This is a genomic window from Blastococcus sp. SYSU DS0669 (assembly GCF_054050895.1).
In genome coordinates this window covers 57,565-75,568 of the sequence record NZ_JBJHAE010000012.1, presented here as the reverse complement: position 1 = coordinate 75,568, position 18,004 = coordinate 57,565, and the positions used below count along the sequence as shown (strand labels likewise).

General features: G+C 74.8%; 18 protein-coding genes, 1 tRNA gene and 1 riboswitch. Of the genes, 11 read left to right on the top strand and 8 right to left on the bottom strand.

Going from position 1 to position 18,004, the window contains the following annotated elements:
• Window positions 1-6 precede the first annotated feature (6 nt).
• Window positions 7-1,215 (bottom strand): peptidoglycan DD-metalloendopeptidase family protein, encoded by a 1,209-nt coding sequence (locus ACI792_RS13450; protein ID WP_456603068.1) that lies wholly within the window; start codon window positions 1,213-1,215, stop codon window positions 7-9.
• Window positions 1,216-1,248: 33 nt separating this feature from the next.
• Window positions 1,249-1,380, bottom strand: a riboswitch (cyclic di-AMP (ydaO/yuaA leader).
• 169 nt (window positions 1,381-1,549) lie between these two features.
• Between ACI792_RS13450 and ACI792_RS13445 the strand changes: the two genes are divergently transcribed.
• Window positions 1,550-1,623 (top strand) — tRNA-Ile (locus ACI792_RS13445).
• 38 nt (window positions 1,624-1,661) lie between these two features.
• On the opposite strand, the gene ACI792_RS13440 is transcribed toward ACI792_RS13445, so the two are convergent.
• Window positions 1,662-2,117, bottom strand: a complete 456-nt coding sequence (locus ACI792_RS13440) for a response regulator (protein WP_456603031.1) — start codon at window positions 2,115-2,117, stop codon at window positions 1,662-1,664.
• A 422-nt stretch (window positions 2,118-2,539) separates the two neighbouring features.
• Here ACI792_RS13440 and ACI792_RS13435 point away from each other — a divergent pair, with 422 nt between their 5' ends.
• Genes ACI792_RS13435 through ACI792_RS13415 form a run of 5 tightly spaced genes read left to right on the top strand, consistent with a single transcriptional unit; the run spans window position 2,540 to window position 5,525 of the window.
• On the top strand, window positions 2,540-2,833 hold the full coding sequence (locus ACI792_RS13435) for a hypothetical protein (protein ID WP_456603030.1): 294 nt from the start codon (window positions 2,540-2,542) through the stop codon (window positions 2,831-2,833).
• 10 nt (window positions 2,834-2,843) lie between these two features.
• The gene (locus ACI792_RS13430; protein ID WP_456603029.1) at window positions 2,844-3,923 is read left to right on the top strand and encodes a sigma-70 family RNA polymerase sigma factor; all 1,080 of its coding nucleotides are present in this window, start codon (window positions 2,844-2,846) and stop codon (window positions 3,921-3,923) included.
• Window positions 3,920-4,831: an STAS domain-containing protein gene (locus ACI792_RS13425; protein ID WP_456603028.1), complete on the top strand. Its 912-nt coding sequence runs from the start codon at window positions 3,920-3,922 to the stop codon at window positions 4,829-4,831. Before ACI792_RS13430 ends, ACI792_RS13425 begins: the two co-directional genes overlap by 4 nt.
• Entirely contained in the window at window positions 4,828-5,217 is a 390-nt protein-coding gene (locus tag ACI792_RS13420) for an STAS domain-containing protein (RefSeq protein ID WP_456603027.1), read from the top strand. Before ACI792_RS13425 ends, ACI792_RS13420 begins: the two co-directional genes overlap by 4 nt.
• Entirely contained in the window at window positions 5,214-5,525 is a 312-nt protein-coding gene (locus ACI792_RS13415) for a phosphatase RsbU N-terminal domain-containing protein (RefSeq protein ID WP_456603026.1), read from the top strand. Before ACI792_RS13420 ends, ACI792_RS13415 begins: the two co-directional genes overlap by 4 nt.
• On the opposite strand, the gene ACI792_RS13410 is transcribed toward ACI792_RS13415, so the two are convergent.
• Genes ACI792_RS13410 through ACI792_RS13395 form a run of 4 tightly spaced genes read right to left on the bottom strand, consistent with a single transcriptional unit; the run spans window position 5,519 to window position 8,516 of the window.
• Complete coding sequence (locus tag ACI792_RS13410) at window positions 5,519-5,980, bottom strand: hypothetical protein (RefSeq protein ID WP_456603025.1); 462 nt, start codon at window positions 5,978-5,980, stop codon at window positions 5,519-5,521. The genes ACI792_RS13415 and ACI792_RS13410 overlap by 7 nt on opposite strands.
• Before the next feature lie 7 nt (window positions 5,981-5,987).
• A complete protein-coding gene (locus tag ACI792_RS13405; RefSeq protein ID WP_456603024.1) occupies window positions 5,988-7,385 on the bottom strand; it encodes a hypothetical protein in 1,398 nt (465 codons plus the stop codon).
• Window positions 7,375-8,097 (bottom strand): hypothetical protein, encoded by a 723-nt coding sequence (locus ACI792_RS13400; protein ID WP_456603023.1) that lies wholly within the window; start codon window positions 8,095-8,097, stop codon window positions 7,375-7,377. Before ACI792_RS13400 ends, ACI792_RS13405 begins: the two co-directional genes overlap by 11 nt.
• A complete protein-coding gene (locus ACI792_RS13395; RefSeq protein ID WP_456603022.1) occupies window positions 8,094-8,516 on the bottom strand; it encodes a hypothetical protein in 423 nt (140 codons plus the stop codon). The genes ACI792_RS13400 and ACI792_RS13395 overlap by 4 nt, the downstream gene beginning before the upstream one ends.
• Window positions 8,517-8,618: 102 nt before the next feature.
• On the opposite strand from ACI792_RS13395, the gene ACI792_RS13390 reads away from it, so the two are divergent.
• On the top strand, window positions 8,619-9,050 hold the full coding sequence (locus tag ACI792_RS13390) for a PaaI family thioesterase (protein WP_456603021.1): 432 nt from the start codon (window positions 8,619-8,621) through the stop codon (window positions 9,048-9,050).
• 6 nt (window positions 9,051-9,056) lie between these two features.
• Here ACI792_RS13390 and ACI792_RS13385 read toward each other — a convergent pair whose 3' ends face one another.
• The gene (locus ACI792_RS13385) at window positions 9,057-10,346 is read right to left on the bottom strand and encodes a hydroxyacid-oxoacid transhydrogenase (RefSeq protein ID WP_456603020.1); all 1,290 of its coding nucleotides are present in this window, start codon (window positions 10,344-10,346) and stop codon (window positions 9,057-9,059) included.
• 154 nt (window positions 10,347-10,500) lie between these two features.
• Between ACI792_RS13385 and ACI792_RS13380 the strand changes: the two genes are divergently transcribed.
• Both ACI792_RS13380 and ACI792_RS13375 read left to right on the top strand, forming a co-directional pair.
• Window positions 10,501-11,469: a cyclase family protein gene (locus ACI792_RS13380; protein ID WP_456582403.1), complete on the top strand. Its 969-nt coding sequence runs from the start codon at window positions 10,501-10,503 to the stop codon at window positions 11,467-11,469.
• A gap of 7 nt (window positions 11,470-11,476) precedes the next feature.
• Window positions 11,477-13,126: an AMP-binding protein gene (locus ACI792_RS13375; RefSeq protein WP_456582402.1), complete on the top strand. Its 1,650-nt coding sequence runs from the start codon at window positions 11,477-11,479 to the stop codon at window positions 13,124-13,126.
• Window positions 13,127-13,171: 45 nt separating this feature from the next.
• Here the strand turns inward: ACI792_RS13375 and galE are convergent, their stop codons facing one another.
• Window positions 13,172-14,149, bottom strand: a complete 978-nt coding sequence (galE, locus tag ACI792_RS13370) for a UDP-glucose 4-epimerase GalE (protein ID WP_456603019.1) — start codon at window positions 14,147-14,149, stop codon at window positions 13,172-13,174.
• Between the two features lie 139 nt (window positions 14,150-14,288).
• Between galE and ACI792_RS13365 the strand changes: the two genes are divergently transcribed.
• Window positions 14,289-15,236, top strand: coding sequence for a UDP-glucuronic acid decarboxylase family protein (locus ACI792_RS13365; protein ID WP_456603018.1), 948 nt, complete (start codon window positions 14,289-14,291; stop codon window positions 15,234-15,236).
• Window positions 15,226-17,967 (top strand): glycosyltransferase, encoded by a 2,742-nt coding sequence (locus ACI792_RS13360; protein WP_456603017.1) that lies wholly within the window; start codon window positions 15,226-15,228, stop codon window positions 17,965-17,967. The genes ACI792_RS13365 and ACI792_RS13360 overlap by 11 nt, the downstream gene beginning before the upstream one ends.
• Window positions 17,968-18,004 lie beyond the last annotated feature (37 nt).

Here is an 18,004-nt window from a genome sequence, read left to right as displayed (position 1 = left end):
GACCGGTCAGCTGCAGCTGCCGCCCAGGGAGATGCCGCGCTGCGCCAGCCACGGGACGGGGTTCGTCCGGTCGGCGTAGAGGCCGCCGCGGTGCACCTCGAAGTGCAGGTGCGGACCGGTGGACTGGCCGCGGTTGCCGACCTCGGCGATCTGCTGCCCGCCGCTGACGACCTGCCCCGGTGACACGAAGAACTGGTTCACGTGCCCGTAGACGGTGATGACCCCGTCGTGGTGCTGGATCGCGACGGCGAGCCCGAAGCCGCTGGCCGGCCCGGCCTGCAGCACCACGCCCGGCTCGGGCGTGTAGATCGGGGTGCCGATCGGCGCGGCGATGTCCACGCCGAGGTGCATCGTGCCCCAGCGCGCCCCGTAGCAGGAGGTGACCCGGCCCTGGGTGAGCGCGGCACCGCTACCACCCGGCGCGGCCGCCACCGTCATGACCGCGGCCTGCTCCGCCGCCTGCGCGGCGTCGTACGCGCGGGCGGCGTCCTCGGCGCCCCTGACCTCGAGCAGCCGGATCTCCGCGTCCCGCAGCTGCTGGTCCAGGCTGGCCTTCTCCGCGGTCAAGGCGTCGAACTCGGACTGCGCCGCGGCGAGCAGACGGTCGGCCTCCCCCTGGGCCTCCTGCGCCGTGCGGGCGGCGGCGTCGCGCTCGGCGACGGCGGCCTTGGCCTCCTGGTCGAGCCGTGCCTCGCGCGCCTCGGCGATCCGCAGCTCCTCCAGGACCCGGGCGCGGTCCTCGCCGAGCAGATCCAGCGTCGCGGCCTGCTGCAGCAGCTCACCCGGGCCCTCGGCGTGCAGGACCATCTCGAGCTCGGTGAACGCCTCGTCGCTGCCCATGTAGGCCTCCCGGCCCAGGGTGGCGACGTCGTCCTGGGTGCGGCCGACGGCCTCCCGGACGGCGGCGAGCTCGGCGGCGATCGCGTCGGCGTGCTGCCTGGCGCGGTCGAGCTCGGCCTGGGCGGTGAGCACGGCGCCGCTGGCCTCCTCGGCCTGCAGCGTCATCTGCTGCAGCCGCTCCTCGGCCTCGCGGACGCGCTGCTCGATCGTCGCGACCTCGGCGGCGACGCGGTCGTGCTCGCTCTGCGCTCCACTCGGGGCCGCCGACGAGGACTGCGTCCCGATCAGGGACAGGGCCAGCAGCGCGGTGAGGGCGATGGTCGCCCGGCCGGCGGCGCGGCGTGGTCGCCGCAGGCTGCGGCGCAGGTGGTGCATGGTCGCCAAGGCGACGGTCTCCGTTCCTCGGTCCGCCTACCAGGTCAGCTGACGGGTTCGGGCCGGAACGTGCCCTACCAGCCTGCCCGTGGAGGCGCAGGCGGGATTCACCCCAGAGAACATGGGTCCCCGGTCCCCGCGGCGGTCAGACCGCGGAGTTCGGCGGGGCCCGCCCGAGCCCCCGGGTTCGGGAGCGGGATCGGGTGGGCCGCGAGAGACGGTACAAGCTAAACCTGGATATGTCACAGGCGCATAACGAACCATCTCGGTCCGCCACTCGGGTCCCGAGTCGCGACGCGGGTGACGTACCGGCGTCTGGCAGGCTGCTAGAGCCGGGGCGGTAGCTCAGCCGGTCAGAGCATGGGACTCATAATCCCTGGGTCGTGGGTTCGAGCCCCACCCGCCCCACTCGGCGCCCTCTGGGCGAGGCCCGGACATGAGGAGTGTCACGTTCCCGGGTCGTGCGGTTCGGGGTCCGCCGTCCCGGGCTCGTCGCCGAGCAGTGCCGCGGCGCGCGGGTGCCACGCCGAGCCGCCGGCCGCGACGGCCCGGATGTGACCGGAGAGCTCGGCGGGATCGTCGTCCTTCAGCAGGTAGCCGGCTGCGCCGATCGCCCGGGCCTCGCGGACGCTGGCCGGGTCGAGGCCGCCGGTGAGGAAGACGATGCGGACCTCCGGGTGAGCGGTCCGCACACCACGGGCCGCCGTCAGGCCGTCCATCACGGGCATCTGCAGATCCAGGAGCAGGACGTCGGGGCGCAGCTGCCGCACGGCGTCGGCGACCTCCGTCCCGTCCGCGCACTGCCCGACCACGGCGATGCCGCCGGCCGCCTCGAGCAGCTCGGTGAGCGCTTCCCGCAGGAAGGGGTGGTCGTCCACGACCACCACCCGGATCTCGGACACCTCTCGTCCCGCCTTCCGTGCCCCCCGTGCGTCACGGAACGCGCGGACCGCGTGCGCGCCTTCCCGGCTGCCGTGCAGGGCCGTGCCGCGCCCGGTCGCCGTCACCGGCCTCCCTCCGCGCCCGACGGATCCGCACAGCGTCATGGCACCGGAGCGGTGGCGCATGGTCCCCCCTCTGGTCACGCCCCCGCCTCCCGTCCGCCCCGCGCCGGAGGCTCTCTGACTGATACGCGGCAGGACGCGGTGCATGACGCGACGCATGACGCGGCACCGGTCGGTCCCGCGCTGGAAGAGGCGCGGATCCCTGGTGCATGACGCGGGATCCGCGCCTCGTCACGTCGTCCTGGACCTGCGCGTCATGCGGTGCGCGTCGCCGCGTCCTCACCGGTGCACGGGGAACCGGCAGGAATTCGAGGTGTGCCATGACCACGGACCAGCATGCGCGCGTCAGGTCCGCGGGACTCCAGGACGGGCCGCCCCAGCGCCAGGAGCGGCTCCGGCGGCTCGCGCGGATGCGACGGGCGGCCGGGCACCTGGTGACCGCCGAGATCCTCGAACGCCGCGCCGATCAGGCCACGAGCCCGGTGCTGGCGTCGCTGCTGCGCGAGCGCGCCGGTGAGCGACGCTCGCTGGGAGAGCGGCTCCTCGCGCCCCCGGCTGAAGCCCGGCCCGAGCCGTGCGCGGGAGGGGAGGCGGTGCGCGTCCGCCGGTTGTAGCGTCCGGCCCATGGCAGCCGCGGGGCCGGCTGGCTCCGAGGAGGAGCGACCGGGGTCGGTCGAGTTCATGGCGCTCGTGCCGCTCGTCCGGCGGATCGTCGCGTCCCGGGTCCGGGACGCCGCCACCGTGGACGACCTGGTGCAGGAGACGCTGGCCCGCGTGCTGGCCGCGGCCGGACGGATCGAGCCGGGGATGCTCGAGCCCTACGCGATCGTCACCGCGCGCAACGTCGTCACCTCGCTGTGGCGGGAGCAGGACCGGCAGCGGCGGAACCAGCACCGCGTCGTCGACCTCCACCCCTCCGCCGCACCGGACGAGGACGTGCTGGCGCGCGAGGACCGGGACGCCGTGAGCGCCGCGCTGCGCCGGCTCGGCGACCGGGAGCGGGTCACCCTGCTGGCCCACGAGGTGGCCGGGCAGGACACCCGCTCGCTCGCTGCCGAGCTCGGCTCGACGGCCGGCGCGGTGGCCGCCCAGCTCAACCGCACGCGGGCACGGCTGCGCGTGGAGTACCTGCTGGCCCTGGAGACGGCCGACCCGCCGACGGACCGGTGCCGGCCGGTGCTGCTCGCCCTCTCCAGCGGCGACCGGCGCCGGCAGCGGGAGATCGACGCGGCGAGGCACCTGCTCGGGTGCGACTTCTGCGCCGGGCTGAGCGGCCCCCTCATGGAGCGCGGCCGGGCCCGGGAGGACGAGGTGCGCGTCCCCGTGCGGGCCGACGCCGACGTCGTCGCCGCCCGGCAGGCGGCCCGCGAGGTGGCGGCCCGGATGGGGTTCCCACCGACCGACCTCACGGTGATCGCCACCGCCGTCTCCGAGGTGACCCGCAACGTCGTGCGGTTCGCCGAGGCCGGCGAGGTGGTCGTCGACGTGCTCGAGGAGCCGCGGCGCGGGATCCGCGTCGTCGTGCGCGACGTCGGCCCGGGCATCCCCGACGTCGAGCAGGCGCTGCAGGACGGCTTCAGCAGCTACGCGGGCCTGGGCCTGGGCCTGCCGGGCGCCCGGCGCCTGATGGACGAGTTCACGGTCGTGTCGGAGGTGGGTCGCGGCACCACCGTGACCATGACGAAGTGGTGGGGAGAGCGATGACCGGCAGCCAGGACGGGAACGCGACCAGGGTCTCCGAGGCCGCGTCGCCGGGGAGGCCCGGGGACGAGGAGGTCCTGCTCCCCGAGCTCGTCGCGCACCTGCGCGAGCACCGCACCCGGTTGCGCCAGGAGTGGACGACGCGCATCGGCGAGGCGCACCTGCTCCAGGCGATGACCAACCAGGAGGTGGCCGCGGAGACCACGTCGGTCTACGACAACTACGTGGAGGTGCTGGAGACCGGCAGCGTGGAGGCCCTGCAGCACTACGCGCGGGACCTCTCGGAGCGGATCATCCCCAGGGGCGTGGAGACGCACGAGGTGGTCGGCATCGTGCTGCTCCTGCGCGACGTGCTGGCCCGCTCGCTGTTCGAGAAGTACCAGCGCGACTTCGGCCTGCTCAACCGGGTCCTGGACGCCTACGAGCCGGCCGCCAACCGCATCGCGAACACCGTGGCGGTGAGTTTCGTCGACGAGCGGGAGCGCGTCATCCGGCAGCAACAGGACGCGATCCTCGAGCTCTCGACGCCGGTCCTGCCCGTCCGGGAGCGGCTGCTCATCCTCCCGATCATCGGGGTGCTCGACAGCGAACGCGCCAAGCAGCTCACCGTGCAGCTGCTCAGCGGCATCCGCACGCACCGCGCCAAGGTCGTCGTCATCGACATCACCGGCGTCCCGGCGATCGACCAGACGGTGGCCAACCACCTCGTCCAGACCGTCGACGCCTCCCGCCTGATGGGGGCCAACGTGATCATCACCGGGTTGTCGCCGGACATCGCCCGGACCCTGGTGACCATCGGCGTCGACCTGAGCAAGATGGACACCGTCGGTGACCTGCAGGGAGGGCTCGAGGAGGCCGAGCGGATGCTCGGGTACACGTCGGTGCACCGCGACGGGTCGATCGGGCCATGAGCTCCGGGCCGCGGCTGTTCTCCATCCTCAAGCAGGGCCCGACGCTGATCGCCTCGATCCACACCGCGCTGGACGACTCGCAGCTCGAGCGCTTCCGCGAGGACCTCGTCGACCGCATCGGACGTGACCGCGCCCGCGGGGTGATCATCGACCTCGCGGCGCTGGACGTCCTCGACTCGTTCGCCACCCGCATGCTGCGGGACATCGCCGAGATGGCGCGGCTGCGGGGCGCGCGGACGGTCGTCGTCGGCATCCAGCCCGACGTCGCGTTCGTCATCGTGCGGCTCGGGATGGACACCGGCACGCTGGAGACGGCCCTGGACCTCGAGGAGGGGCTCGAACGCCTGGCCGGCCGCGGGGCCCCCACGGTGGGCCTCATCAGGTGACGGCCCTCGACGACCTGCGCCGCGACCACCGCGCGGCCTTCCTGCGCCACCTGGGCCACCGGCGCGAGTCCTCGCTGCACGCGGGCTACGAGCTGGGGCGGTCTGCCCTGGCCGCCGGCATCAGCCTGCTCGAGGTGATCCGCGTCCACCACGACGTCCTCATCGAGGTGCTCGGCACCACCCGGCCCGAGGAGGTGCAGGCGGTCGCCGAGGCCGCCTCGGACTTCCTCCTCGAGGTCGTCGCGAGCTTCGACATGTCGCAGCGCCGGCCGCCGGGCGGCCGGGGGCGCCCGCGGCCTCCTCACTGACCGGGGCGCGGGCCGAAGCGCTCCTCCAGCGGCGCCCGGTCGGCGACGTCGAGCAGGTCCACCACTTCCGACAGCCCCCGCACCGGCTCATCGGGGTCGACGACGTTCACACCGATGGAGTACAGCGGCTGCAGGGGGCTCTGCCACACCAGGCGCACTGCCTCGTCGCGGATGGCGGGCGCATCCGCGCCGGGCTCCGCGGTGACGTCCACGGTGCCGCTCGCCGGGTCGGTCGCTGTGTCCTTGTACCGGACCTCGACGGCGGCGACGTCGTCCCGGGCCAGCAGCTCGTCCTCGATCGCGGCACCGATCGCGGCGGCGTCCGACGATGGTGCCGGCGGCGTGCCACCGCCACCGCCACCGCCTCCGCTGCCACCGCCGCCGGAGCAGCCGGCCACGGCGAGCAGCACCGCCGCGGGCACGAGCAGGCCCCCCGCCCGTCCCGAGCAGCGCACGGACCGCTCACCCCCTGCTGATCGAGTAGACGCGGGCCACGACGGTCACGTCCTCGCCGGGCCCGGCCAGGAAGGGTGCCGCGCCCGCCCGGTAGGCCGCAAGCGAGGGGTCCGCGCTGCGGTCGACCAACCGGGCGCCGTGCAGGTAGGCGTTCCGGAGCCCGTGGTCGGCGCCGAGGCTCCCGTTCCGCCGGTCGAAGGTCACCGTGGTCACGTTCGCGTCGTCGTCGTTGTCCCGCCCGTCCAGGTGCGGGACGACGTCGTGCTCGTTCTCCAGGGCCAGCACCTGCACCCCGGCCGGCACCGCCACCCGGCCGATCGGCGAGCCCGCGGTGAGGACGCACCGGACGTCGTAGGGGAAGTCGGCGGTGCCGGCGCCGTGCGCCGCCTGGGCGGCCACCATGCCGCCCTGGCTGTGCCCCACGAGCATCACCGGGTCGGCGGGCCCGGCGCCGGCCCGCCGCAGCGCCTCGGCGATCGCCCGCTGCCGGGTCGTGACGTCGCCGCCGAGCACCCGCACGTTGGTGCCCAGGTCGTGGGTCGCCGCGTTCACCGGGCCACCGGGCAGGTCCCAGTCCTGCGTGCCGGGGATGTCGACGACGTAGGCGGTGGTGCCGTCGGCGCGGGTCAGCACCCGGACGCCGATGTGGTCGCGCTCGGGCCCGGACTCCTCCGAGCGCAGGTCGAGGGCCGCCAGCAGGTCGGCGACCCCGCGGGGCGGCCGGACCGCCGCCGCGCGGACGTCGTCCGGGCGGTCCTGCACGACCGGCACGCCGTCGGGCCACAGCCGCCCCAGGCGGGCGGCCGCTGACCGGACGTCGCCTCCGCCGAGCCACGGGGAGAGCAGGCCGCCGGTGGTGAGGCCCAGCCGCGAGGCGGTGCCGGGAGCGGCGTTGACGACGTGGTCGACCAGGCCCGGGTGCTCGGTCAGCCAGCGCTCGGGGTCGTCGGCGAGCTCCCGGACCTCCGCCACGGTGCCGCCCGGATCGGTGAGGAGCTGCCCGGCGCCCAGGACCAGGAGGGCGCCGCCGGTGACCTCGGGGAAGAAGCCGGCCGCCCAGTGCAGGTCGTCGGCCAGCTCGGCGAGGGCGGCGTCGGCGGCCGCGTAGGCCTCGACCGCCGCCCGCAGCGTGGCCGCGCGCGCGGCGAACGCGACGGCGAGCGCCGAGAGGCCACCCGGCCCGTCCAGCGCCTCCAACAGCGCGGCCTGGAACCGGGCGACGCCGGCCGGGTCGAGCACCGCCGAGGCGAGCAGGTCGGGATCCACCAGCAGCGGGTGGCAGGCCGCGCTCGTGGCGGCCAGCGCCTCGCCGAGGTCCAGGCTGCCGCCCGCCAGCGCAGCGAGATCGGCGAGGTCGGCCTCCACCCCGCCCGCTCCCCCGCGGACCTCGATCTCAGCGCCCACCGGGTGCCTCCAGGAGTGCGGCCACGGTGGGCGCGATCCAGCTGCCCAGGTCGGCCGGCTGGACGGGCACGAGGTCGACCAGTCGAGCCGGCCCCTCCCCCAGGCACGGCCGCAGCCCCACCCAGCCGGCGTCGGTCGCCAGCCAGGACACCTGCCCCGCCCCGGCGCCGGAGCCGACGCGGCCCAGGACGAGGCAGTCCAGCGCCCCGCCCGTCCGGCGCCCGAGCTCGCGGTCCAGCTCCGTCACCGCGAGGCGACCCGAGGGCGCGGCGACCCCGCCGGCCGCCGGTGCGCCGCTCACCGCCCCCACCTCGGGCACGGCCCGCGCCAGCTCCGCACCCAGCCGGGCGGCGGGGGCCACCGACAGCTCCACCCCGCCCCCGGGCAGGGACAGCACGCCGACGACCACCCCGGCGCCCAGGGCGAACCACCCTGCCCGCTCCCCCACCGGCCCGGCCACCTCCAGGCGCACGGTGAGCAGCGGCCGGGCGAGCACCGCGAGGTCGGCGGCGACCGCCGGCACCGGTCGCACCGGCCCGTCCCCGGGCGCTGCCAGCACCCCGTCGGCGAGCAGCGCGGTGGTGGCCGCCTCCCGCTCGGCGGCCCCGAGCGCTGCGGGAGCGAGGGCCCGGGGCGCACCGGGCAGCCGGCCGGCCGCGAGGACGGCCCACCCGGCGGCGGGGATGGCCAGCCGCCGGGCCGCGACGCTCACCACAGGCCCGCGCTGCTCAGCCGGGCCGACACCGTGCGCCACGCGTCGGCGCCCGCCTCGGGCAGCTCCGCCACGACGTCGCCGAGCTCCTCGAGCAGGTCGCCGCCCCGGGCGGCCTGGTCGGCCAGCCACGAGCGGACCGACCGCTCGGCGCGCGCGATCGCCGCCAGCCGGGAGCGCACCTCGTCGGCGTGCCGGCGCAGCAAGCCTGCGGCGTGCTCGATCGCGTCGGCCGCGGCGTCGACGTCCGCGCAGTCCCGCACGTGCCGCTGCCGGTACGCCTCGGCGGCGTCGGACACCCAGCGGGTGCGGGCGCCCGCGCGCCGGTGCTCCTCCCCCGCCGCGCGCACCGCCCTCGCCCGTCCGGCCAGCTCGTCGGCCAGCCCGTCGAGGGCATCGGGATCCCCGTACCCGCCCACCTCGGCCTCCTCCCGGTCCCCTCACCAGGGCGGAGCCTAGGAACGTGGGCGCCCTCCCCGCGGCCCTCGGGCCGGGCCTGTGGGCAGCCGCCGGAGCTGTTGATGGATGCTGACCCGGTGACCGGCGTCCCCGTCCCCCGTGCCCTCGTGCAGGCAGTCCTCGACATCCCGCTGCACCGGTTCCTCGGCGTCGAGCTGCGCGACGACGCCGATCCGGCAGCGGGGATCCGGTTCCCGGTGGGCCCGGCCGCCCAGAACCCGGCCGGGATGCTGCACGGTGGCGTCGTCTACGCCCTCCTCGACGTCGCCTCGTTCCTGGCGCTGCTCCCCCACCTCGGCGACGGCGAGCACGCGGTCACCCACGACGTCTCCGCATCGCTGCTGCGGCCGGTCGGCGCCGACTCCGCCGTGGAGGTCACCGCCACCGTGCTGCGCCGCGGCCGGGCGGTCGCGTTCATGCGCGCGGAGGCCACCGTCGACGGCGTCCTGGTGGCCACCGGACAGGTCACCAAGACCGTCGTCGCCCCCCGCTGAGCCGCCTCACCAGAGGGAGAGCGAACGCCGGAAGATGCCGGCGAGGTCGTCCTCGGTGACCGCGCGCGGGCAGGTGGCGAGCAGCCGCTGCTGCTTCATCGCGCCGTCGACCAGGTCGGGGATGTCGCCCTCGCCGAACCCGACCGCCCCCACGCCGTTCGGGATGTCGATGTCGCGCATCAGGTCGGCGAGCACCGTGGGCAGGAACTCCGCGGCGTCCGACGGGCGGTCGGCACCGGGCGCGAGCAGCTCGGCGGCGCGGACGTGCCGCTCCGGCGAGGCCTCGAAGGTGAAGCGGAACGCCTCGGGCGCGGTCAGCGCGACCGACATCCCGTGCGGCACCATCGCCTCGCCGGCCGGGTAGTCCTTGGGGTGGAAGTCCTTCACCTGCCCGGCGATCGGGTAGGCGTTGGCGTGCGGGATGTGCACCCCGGCGTTGCCGAACCCCATGCCGGCGAAGGTGGCGGCCATCGCCATCTCCGCGCGGGCCTGCGTGTCGTCGCCGTTGCGGACGGCCGTGCGGAACGACCCGGCCAGCAGGCTCATCGCCTTCTCCGACCACATGTCCGAGATCGGGTTCGAGCCGCAGTAGGGCACCCGCTGATCGGGCGACTTGTGCTCGTACGTGGTGTACCAGCGCGCCGTGTAGCTCTCCAGCGCGTGGCAGAGGATGTCCATGCCCGACGCCGCTGTCACCCCGGCCGGCTGGCTGCGGGTGAGGTCGGGGTCGATGACGGCGAGGGTCGGCCGGAGCCGGGCGTGGCTGATGCCGGTCTTCACCCGGGCCGAGATCACGTCCATCACGCAGATCGTGGTGCTCTCGGCCCCGGTGCCCGTCGTCGTCGGGACGGCCACCAGGGGCTTGAGCGGGTTGGGCGGCGCCTGCCCCTTGCCGACCGGCACGTTGACGTAGTCCATGAGCTCGCCGGGGTTGGTCGTGAGCAGGTTGATCGCCTTCGCGGTGTCGATGCTCGACCCGCCACCGACGGCGACGAACGCGTCCCAGGGCCCCGACGACCGCGCCTCCTCGATGGCGGCGACCAGGCTGACGTCGGTCGGCTCGACGTGGACGCCGTCGAAGACCCGGGCCTCGATGCCGAACTGCGCCATCTGGTCGGCCACCCGCTGGGGGTGCCCGGTGGCCGCCACCCCGGGATCGGTGACGACGAGGACCCGGCGCACGCCGAAGCGGCTGAGGTCGAAGCCGATCTCGTCGGAGGCGCCGTTGCCGAACTTCAACTGCGGCGCCCCGTAGGTGAAGACGGACTCGGGGGTGCCGGGCACGGTGCTGGTCACGGGGTCTCCCTGGGGCTGGGACGGCGCTCCGGGCGGTGCGCGGTTGCACCGAATGTTGCACGCCGGTTGTGGCTGGCACCACACCGGCGAACACTCCGAGGCACTGCCCCGCCCGTCCGACGGACGGGCCTCCGCCCATCCCCTGGAGGCACCTGTGACCGACAGCCCCGCGACCGCGCCGTACCTCGGTGAGCTGCTCAAGGACGCGCCGACCAACTGGGGCAAGTGGGGGCCCGACGACGAGGTCGGCGCGCTGAACTACCTCGGGCCGGAGCAGGTGCTCGCCGCGGTCAAGCTCGTGCGCTCGGGCAAGGTCTTCACGCTGCAGCGGCTCATCGGCGACCCGAAGGGCGACCCGGTCTGGCCCGGCCGCACCCCCGCCGTCCGCACCCAGGTGCTCGACGAGAGCGACTGGGACGAGGGCGGCAAGGGAGCCGACTACCCCGGCGGGCTGCACTACGCCGACGACAAGATCGACGCCTACCTGCAGGGCTCGACGCAGTACGACGCCCTCGGCCACCTCTGGTACGACGGCAAGATCTGGAACGGCTACGACGCCCGCACCACCGTCGGCGGGCTGGAGAAGGCCAGCGTCGAGCCGATCGCCCAGCGCGGCGTCGTCGGCCGGGCCGTCCTGCTGGACATGGCCCGCTTCCGCGGCAAGGCCACCCTCGACAAGGGCGAGACCTTCACCCACGAGGACCTCGTCGCCTGCGCCGAGGCCCAGGGCACGCCCATCGAGAAGCGCGACATCCTGGTCATCCGGACCAACTTCCTGCAGCTGTTCCACGAGCAGGGCGAGGCGTTCTACGAGGGCTTCAACGAGCCGGGGCTGGTCTACTCCCCCGAGCTCGTGCAGTGGTTCCAGGACATGGAGATCCCGAACCTGGTCACCGACACGATCGCCAACGAGGTCACCTTCGACCCGAACAACGGGGTGGCCCTGGTGCTGCACAACGCGCTCATGCGCAACCTCGGCGTGACGCTCACGGAGATCGCCGACCTGGAGGCGCTGGCCGCCGACTGCGCCGAGGACGGGCAGTACGCCTTCCTCTACGTGGCCGCCCCGCTCAAGGTCGCCAAGGCCGCCGGCACCCCGGTCAACCCCGTCGTCATCAAGTAGCGCCCCCATGAGCGCCTACGACGAGCGACCCTGGCTGGCGCTCTACGGCGACCAGCCGGCCGACTACGCGATCGAGTTCGAGACCGCCCTGGAGATGTTCCGGGCCGGCGTCGAGCGTGACCCCGACGGCGTGGCCCTGCGGTACTTCGACGGGGCCATCACCCGCCGCGAGCTCGACGAGCTCAGCGACGCCCTAGCCGTCGGGCTGCTGGCCCGCGGCTTCGGGCCGGGTGATCGGCTGGCGGTCTACCTGCAGAACGTGCCGCAGTTCGTCATCGCCATGGTCGCCGCCTGGAAGGCCGGCGGGATCATGGTGTCGATCAACCCGATGAGCCGGGCCCGCGAGCTCTCCTACCTGCTCGAGGACTCCGGCGCGACGGTGCTGCTGTCGCTGGAGACCCTCTACGAGCAGGTGGCTCGCGAGGTGGTCCCCTCGACCGGTGTGCGCCTGGTGCTCACCACCAGCGAGCTGGAGTTCCAGACCCGGGACGACGACCGGCTGTTCGCGGGCACCACCCGGCAGCGCCACGAGGGGACGACGGACTTCTCCGAGTTCGTCGCCGTCCACCGCGGCCAGGTGCCCCCGCCGGTCGGCCTCCGCTCCGACGACGTGGCGTTCCTGACCTACACCTCGGGCACCACGGGCGTGCCCAAGGGCGCGATGAACACCCACCGGAACGTCGTCTTCACCGCCCAGGTGTACCGGGACTGGGTGCACGCGGGCCGGGACGGTGCGATCTTCGGCGTCGCCCCGCTGTTCCACATCACCGGGCTGATCGGGCACATCGCGGTCAGCCTGCTGGTGCCGGCGCCGCTGGTGCTGGCCTACCGGTTCGAGCCCCAGGTCGTGCTCGACGCCTTCGCCGAGCACCGCCCGGCCTTCACCATCGGCGCGATCACCGCCTTCACCGCGCTGCTCAACGCCCCGGGGTTCAGCAAGGACCACTTCGCCTCGTTCACCTCCCTCTACTCCGGCGGGGCGGCCATCTCCCCCACCGCCGAGCAGAACTTCCTGGCCGCCACCGGAAAGCAGGTGCACAACGCCTACGGCCTGACCGAGACCACCTCGCCGATGACCGTGACCCCGTTCGGGTCGCCGTCCCCGGTGGACCCGGTGTCGGGCGCGCTGTCGGTCGGGGTGCCCGCCCCGAACACGGTCGTGCGCATCCAGGACGACGAGGGGCGCGACCTGCCGCTGGGCGAGGTGGGCGAGATCGTCGCCGAGGGCCCCCAGGTCGTCGCCGGCTACTGGGGCAAGCCCGAGGAGACCGCGGCCGGGCTGCCCGGCGGGGCGCTCAAGAGCGGTGACGTCGGCTTCATGAACGCCGAGGGCTGGGTGTTCATCGTCGACCGCAAGAAGGACATGATCAACGCCTCCGGCTACAAGGTCTGGCCCCGCGAGGTCGAGGACGTCCTCGCCGAGCACCCGGCCGTCCGCGAGTCCGCGGTGGTGGGGGTCCCCGACGAGAAGCGCGGCGAGACCGTCAAGGCGTTCGTGAGCCTGAAGCCGGGAGCGAGCACCACGCCGGAGGAGCTGATCGCCCACTGCAAGGAGCGGATGGCGGCCTACAAGTACCCGCGCAGCGTGGAGCTGGTGGACGAACTGCCCAAGACGGTCACCGGCAAGATCCTCCGCCGGGAGCTGAGGGGACGATAGGGCGGCCGCAGGGCGGCCCCCGCGCGCCGTGTCCACCCGGCGCGATCAGCCGCCCTGCGGGATGCCCTGCTCGGCGGCCCACGCGCTGCTCACCATGTCGTACAGGTCGCGTCGCGCGGTCCAGCCCAGCTCCCGTGCGATGCGGTCGACCCGGGCCACGATCCGCGCGGGGTCGCCGGGCCGGCGGTCGGCGGCCTCGTACGGGATGGCCCGGCCCGTCACCGACTCCATCATGGTGAGGACCTCGAGCACGCTGCTGCCGCGAGCGCAGCCGATGTTGTACGTGGCGACGCGCTTGTCCTCCTCGAGCGCCTGGGCCGCGCGGACGTGCGCGTCCGCGACGTCCCGAACGTCCACGTAGTCGCGCACGCAGGTGCCGTCCGGCGTCGGGTAGTCGGTGCCGAAGACACGCGGCCGCTCCCCGGCGCGCACCGCCCGAAAGACCAGGGGGAAGAGGTTGTGCGCGCCGGTGTCCCGCAGCTCCGGGCCGGCGGCGCCCACGGCGTTGAAGTACCGGAGGTTGATGACGCCGAAGCCGTGGGCGGCGGCCGCGGCGTTCAGGATCCGCTCGCCGTAGAGCTTGGAGTCCCCGTAGGGGCTCTCCGGCAGGGTCGGCGCCGCCTCGTCGACGACCTCGGCGACCGGCGTGCCGTAGACCGAGCAGCTCGACGAGAAGACGATCCGGTCCCCGCCCGCGGCCCGCACCGCCTCGATCAGGCTGATCACGCCGACGACGTTCTCCCGCGCGTACAGGAGCGGATCGGCCATGGACTCGGTGGGCGACTTCCTGCCCGCCAGGTGGACGACCCCGGTGGGGCGCACGCGCTGCACGACGTCGGCCAGCGCCGCCGTGTCCACGACGCTGACCTCGTGCAGCTCGACGCCCTCCGGTACCCGTGAGCGCAACCCCGTGGACAGGTCGTCCACGACGACCGGTTCCCGCCCGGACCGCAGCAGACCGTGCACCACGTGGGCACCGATGTAGCCTGCGCCGCCGGTGACCAGCCATCGCGTCCCTGCCATGGCGCGCACGGTATCCGGGGTGCTCACCCGCCGAGGGGAGGTGCTCGACCCCGCGCCTTGCCACCCCCGTCCGAGGGTGATCAGGTTGAGTGGTCGCCGCTCCCGGCTCAGGAGACGGCCCGGGGGTCTGGAGGAACGCGTGGCGCGTGTCGTCGTGACCGGTGGTGCCGGCTTCCTCGGTTCCCACCTCTGCGAACGGTTGCTCTCCGAGGGGCACGAGGTCGTCGCCCTGGACAACCTGTCCACCGGGACCCCGGCCAACGTGCAGCACCTCCTGCCGCTGCCGAACTTCAGGCTGGTCACCTACGACATCACCAACTACATCCACGTGCCGGGGCCGGTCGACCACGTGCTGCACTTCGCGAGCCCGGCATCGCCGATCGACTACCTCCGGTTGCCGATCGAGACGCTGAAGGTCGGCGCCATCGGCACGCTGCACGCCCTGGGGATGGCGCGGGAGAAGGGCGCCCGGCTGCTGCTGGCCTCGACGAGCGAGACCTACGGCGACCCGCAGGTCCACCCGCAACCCGAGACCTACTGGGGGCACGTCAACCCGGTCGGCCCCCGCGGGGTCTACGACGAGGCCAAGCGGTACGCCGAAGCGCTCGCCACCGCGTACCGGACCTTCCACGGGGTGGACACGACGATCGTGCGGATCTTCAACACCTTCGGTCCGCGCATGCGACCGGACGACGGCCGCGCGATCCCCACGTTCATCCGCCAGGCCCTGTCCGGGGAACCCCTGACCGTCGCCGGCGACGGCACCCAGACCCGCTCGGTCTGCTACGTGAGCGACCTCGTCGACGGCGTGCTCCGCCTCCTCCGCTCCCAGCACCCCGGTCCGGTCAACATCGGGAACCCGTTCGAGATGTCCGTCCTCGACCTCGCCCGGATGGTGCTGGAGGTGACCGGCTCCCCGTCGCCGATCTCGTTCATCTCCCGGCCGCAGGACGACCCCCACGTGCGGCAGCCCGACATCGCGCTCGCCCGGGAGGTCCTCGGCTGGGAGCCCTCGATCCCCGTCCGGGAGGGTCTGGCCACGACGGTGGAGTGGTTCCGCGACCAGGAACCCCGGCGTGCCGCCTGAACCGGTCACGCCGGCGGCCGCGGAGGGGCTGGCCGCCGGGTTCGACGTCCCGGCCGAAGGTGTCGTCCCGGGAGCGCCCGACGACCCGGTCGCCATGCCTCCGGGGCCCCGTCGGCGCCGCCTGTCCGCGCGGGGCAGCCTGCGCATGCGCCGTCCGGACGGGTCACGCCACTACCGCGCCCTCGCCGTCGCCGACGTCGACCTGGACCGCCGCACGGCCACCCTCCTCCCCGCGCTGACGGCGTTCGAGCAGCCGGCCGAGGGCGTGCACGCGCTCGTCTGGTTCCACGGCGAGCCCATCGGCGAGATCACCGTGCCGGGCGACCCCGCGACCGTGCTCGCGGCCCTCCCCCGGGTCGCCGCCCGGGAATGCGCGCGCGCCGTCGCGGAGCACCTGCTGAGGGACTGCCTGGCCGTTCCGGGCGGCGTCGCGGAGGCGTCCTCCCACGGCCTGCCGCGGGTGGGCCACCCGGACCTGCCGCCGGTGGACGGCTCCGTGGTGACGGTCGCGATCTGCACCCGTGACCGACCCGACGACCTCCGCCGCTGCCTCGAGGCCGTCGCCGGTCTCGACACCCGCCCGGCGGACGTGCTGGTGGTCGACAACGCCTCCCGGGACGACCGCACCCGTCAGGTGGCCGAGGAGTTCGGGGTGCGCTACGTCCGCGAACCCCGGGCCGGCCTGGACTGGGCGCGCAACCGCGCCCTCCTCGAGGCGGGGACGCGCATCGTGGCCTTCACCGACGACGACGTGCTCGTCCACCCCTGCTGGTTGCGGGGCATCGTGCGCGCGTTCGCGGAGGAGCCCGACGCCGTCGTGGTGACCGGGCTGGTCGCACCCGCCGAGCTCGCCACGCGCGCGCAGGTGCTGTTCGAGGCGTTCGGGGGGTTCGGCCGCGGCTACGCCCGCCGGTGGATGTCCGTGAGCGTCGCGTCCGGCGAGGTCGCCGCCCAGTTCTACCCCGGCACCGGTGTCGCGGGCACGGGAGCCAACATGGCGCTCCTCCGGGAGGACGCGCTGGCGCTGGGTGGCTTCGACCCCGCGCTGGACGTGGGCACCCCCACCGGGGGCGGCGGGGACCTCGAGATGTACTTCCGCGTGCTGGCCTCCGGCGGGCTGCTCGTCTACGAGCCCACGGCCGTGGTGCGCCACGTGCACCGCCGGACGATGCCCGAGCTCGCCCGCCAGATGGCCGGCAACGGCACCGGCGTCTACAGCATCTTCGCCGGGGCCGGTCCCCGGTACGGGCCCGCGCAGGCGCGCGCGCTGCTGGCCTTCGGCGCCCGGTGGGCGGGTCGTCACCACTTGCGCGGCAACCTCCGCAGCCTGCTCTGGCCGCGCGTGTGGCCGGGGGCGGTGGTGCGCGCGGACACCCGCGGGATGCTCGACGCGCTGGGCGGGCGGCTGTACGCGCGCGCCCGGGCGCAGGCGGAGGCGGAGTCCGCACGCCACCCGCACGAACCCACCGCGCCACCGCTGGTCCACCCGCGCCCGACCCGTCGCTCCCCGCGGAGCCCGGATCCGGCGATCCTCGTCGACCTGGTCGCCGGGCGGCTGCCCGACCCGTCCACGCTCCGTCCCGTCGAGGACCACCGACGCGCGCGGCGGTTGCGCGTGCGGGTGGAGCGGGACGGGCGGCCGCAGGCCGACGTCTCGATCCGGACCGCCGGCTCCCGCCCTTCGCCGGCCCGGCTCCGCTGGGAGATCGTCGGCCGGCTGGGTCCGGCGGTGCTCACCCCGGGAGCGTCCTGGCAGGACGTAGCCCTCGGGGAGGACGGCGCGCTCACCCCGGCGGACGCCCGGCCGGCAGGCGCCACGGGAGCGCCGGACGCCACCGCGATCAGCATCCTGCTGGTGACCGGGGGCGGTCCCGCCACCGTGCCGGCCGGCCTCGCGGCCCTGCCGGCCACGAGCGGCCGGGTGCTCCAGGTGGTCGTCGTGGACACCACGCCCGGCGGTGGCCCGCCCGTGGCCACCGACAGCCCCGGGGTGGAGCTCGTGCACGCACCGGGGCTCGGGCGCGCCGCAGCCTGGAATGCGGCGCTCCCCCACCTCCGGGGCGAGGTAGTGGTCTTCCTCGACGACGACGTGACGCCCGCCGACGGCTGGCTCGAGGCGCTGGTCGGCCCGTTCGGCGACCGGTCCGTGACGGCGGTGACGGGGAACGTCCTGCCGGCGGACCCGGGATCTCTCGAGGCCCAGCTGCTCGAGGACCTGGGCAGGCTGGACGGGGGCCCGCACCGGCAGGTCCTCGACCGGTCGTGGGTGCGCACGGGGCGGGGGCCGGCGCCGACGTGGCGGATCGGGACGCTGTCCAACGCGGCGATCCGCCGGGAGGCCCTGCACCGCCTGGGGGAACTCGACCCCGCCCTGGGAGCCGAGGCCGGCACCGAGTACCTGCACCGGGTCCTGGTGGCCGGTGGACGGGTGGTCTACGAGCCGACGGCCGTGGTGCTGCGCGACCACGGCTCCTCGGGCTCGGCCCTCGGCACCCGGCTGCGGGTATCCGCCGCCGAGCACGTGGGCTACCTGCTCGACCTGCTGGTCCGCCACCACGACGTGCGCGGCCTGGCCCGGCTCGTCCTGGCCCTCCCCCGCGAGTACGCGCGCCGCGCCTGGTGGGTCGTCCGGCTGCGCGACGACTACCCGGTCCGCCTCCTGCGGGCGGAGGTCGGCGGGTCGCTGGCCGGCATCCCCCGGTGGATCCGCGCACGCGGGCGGACACGGTGAGCCACCCCCCGGCGTCGCCTCCCGCCGGCCGGTCGCG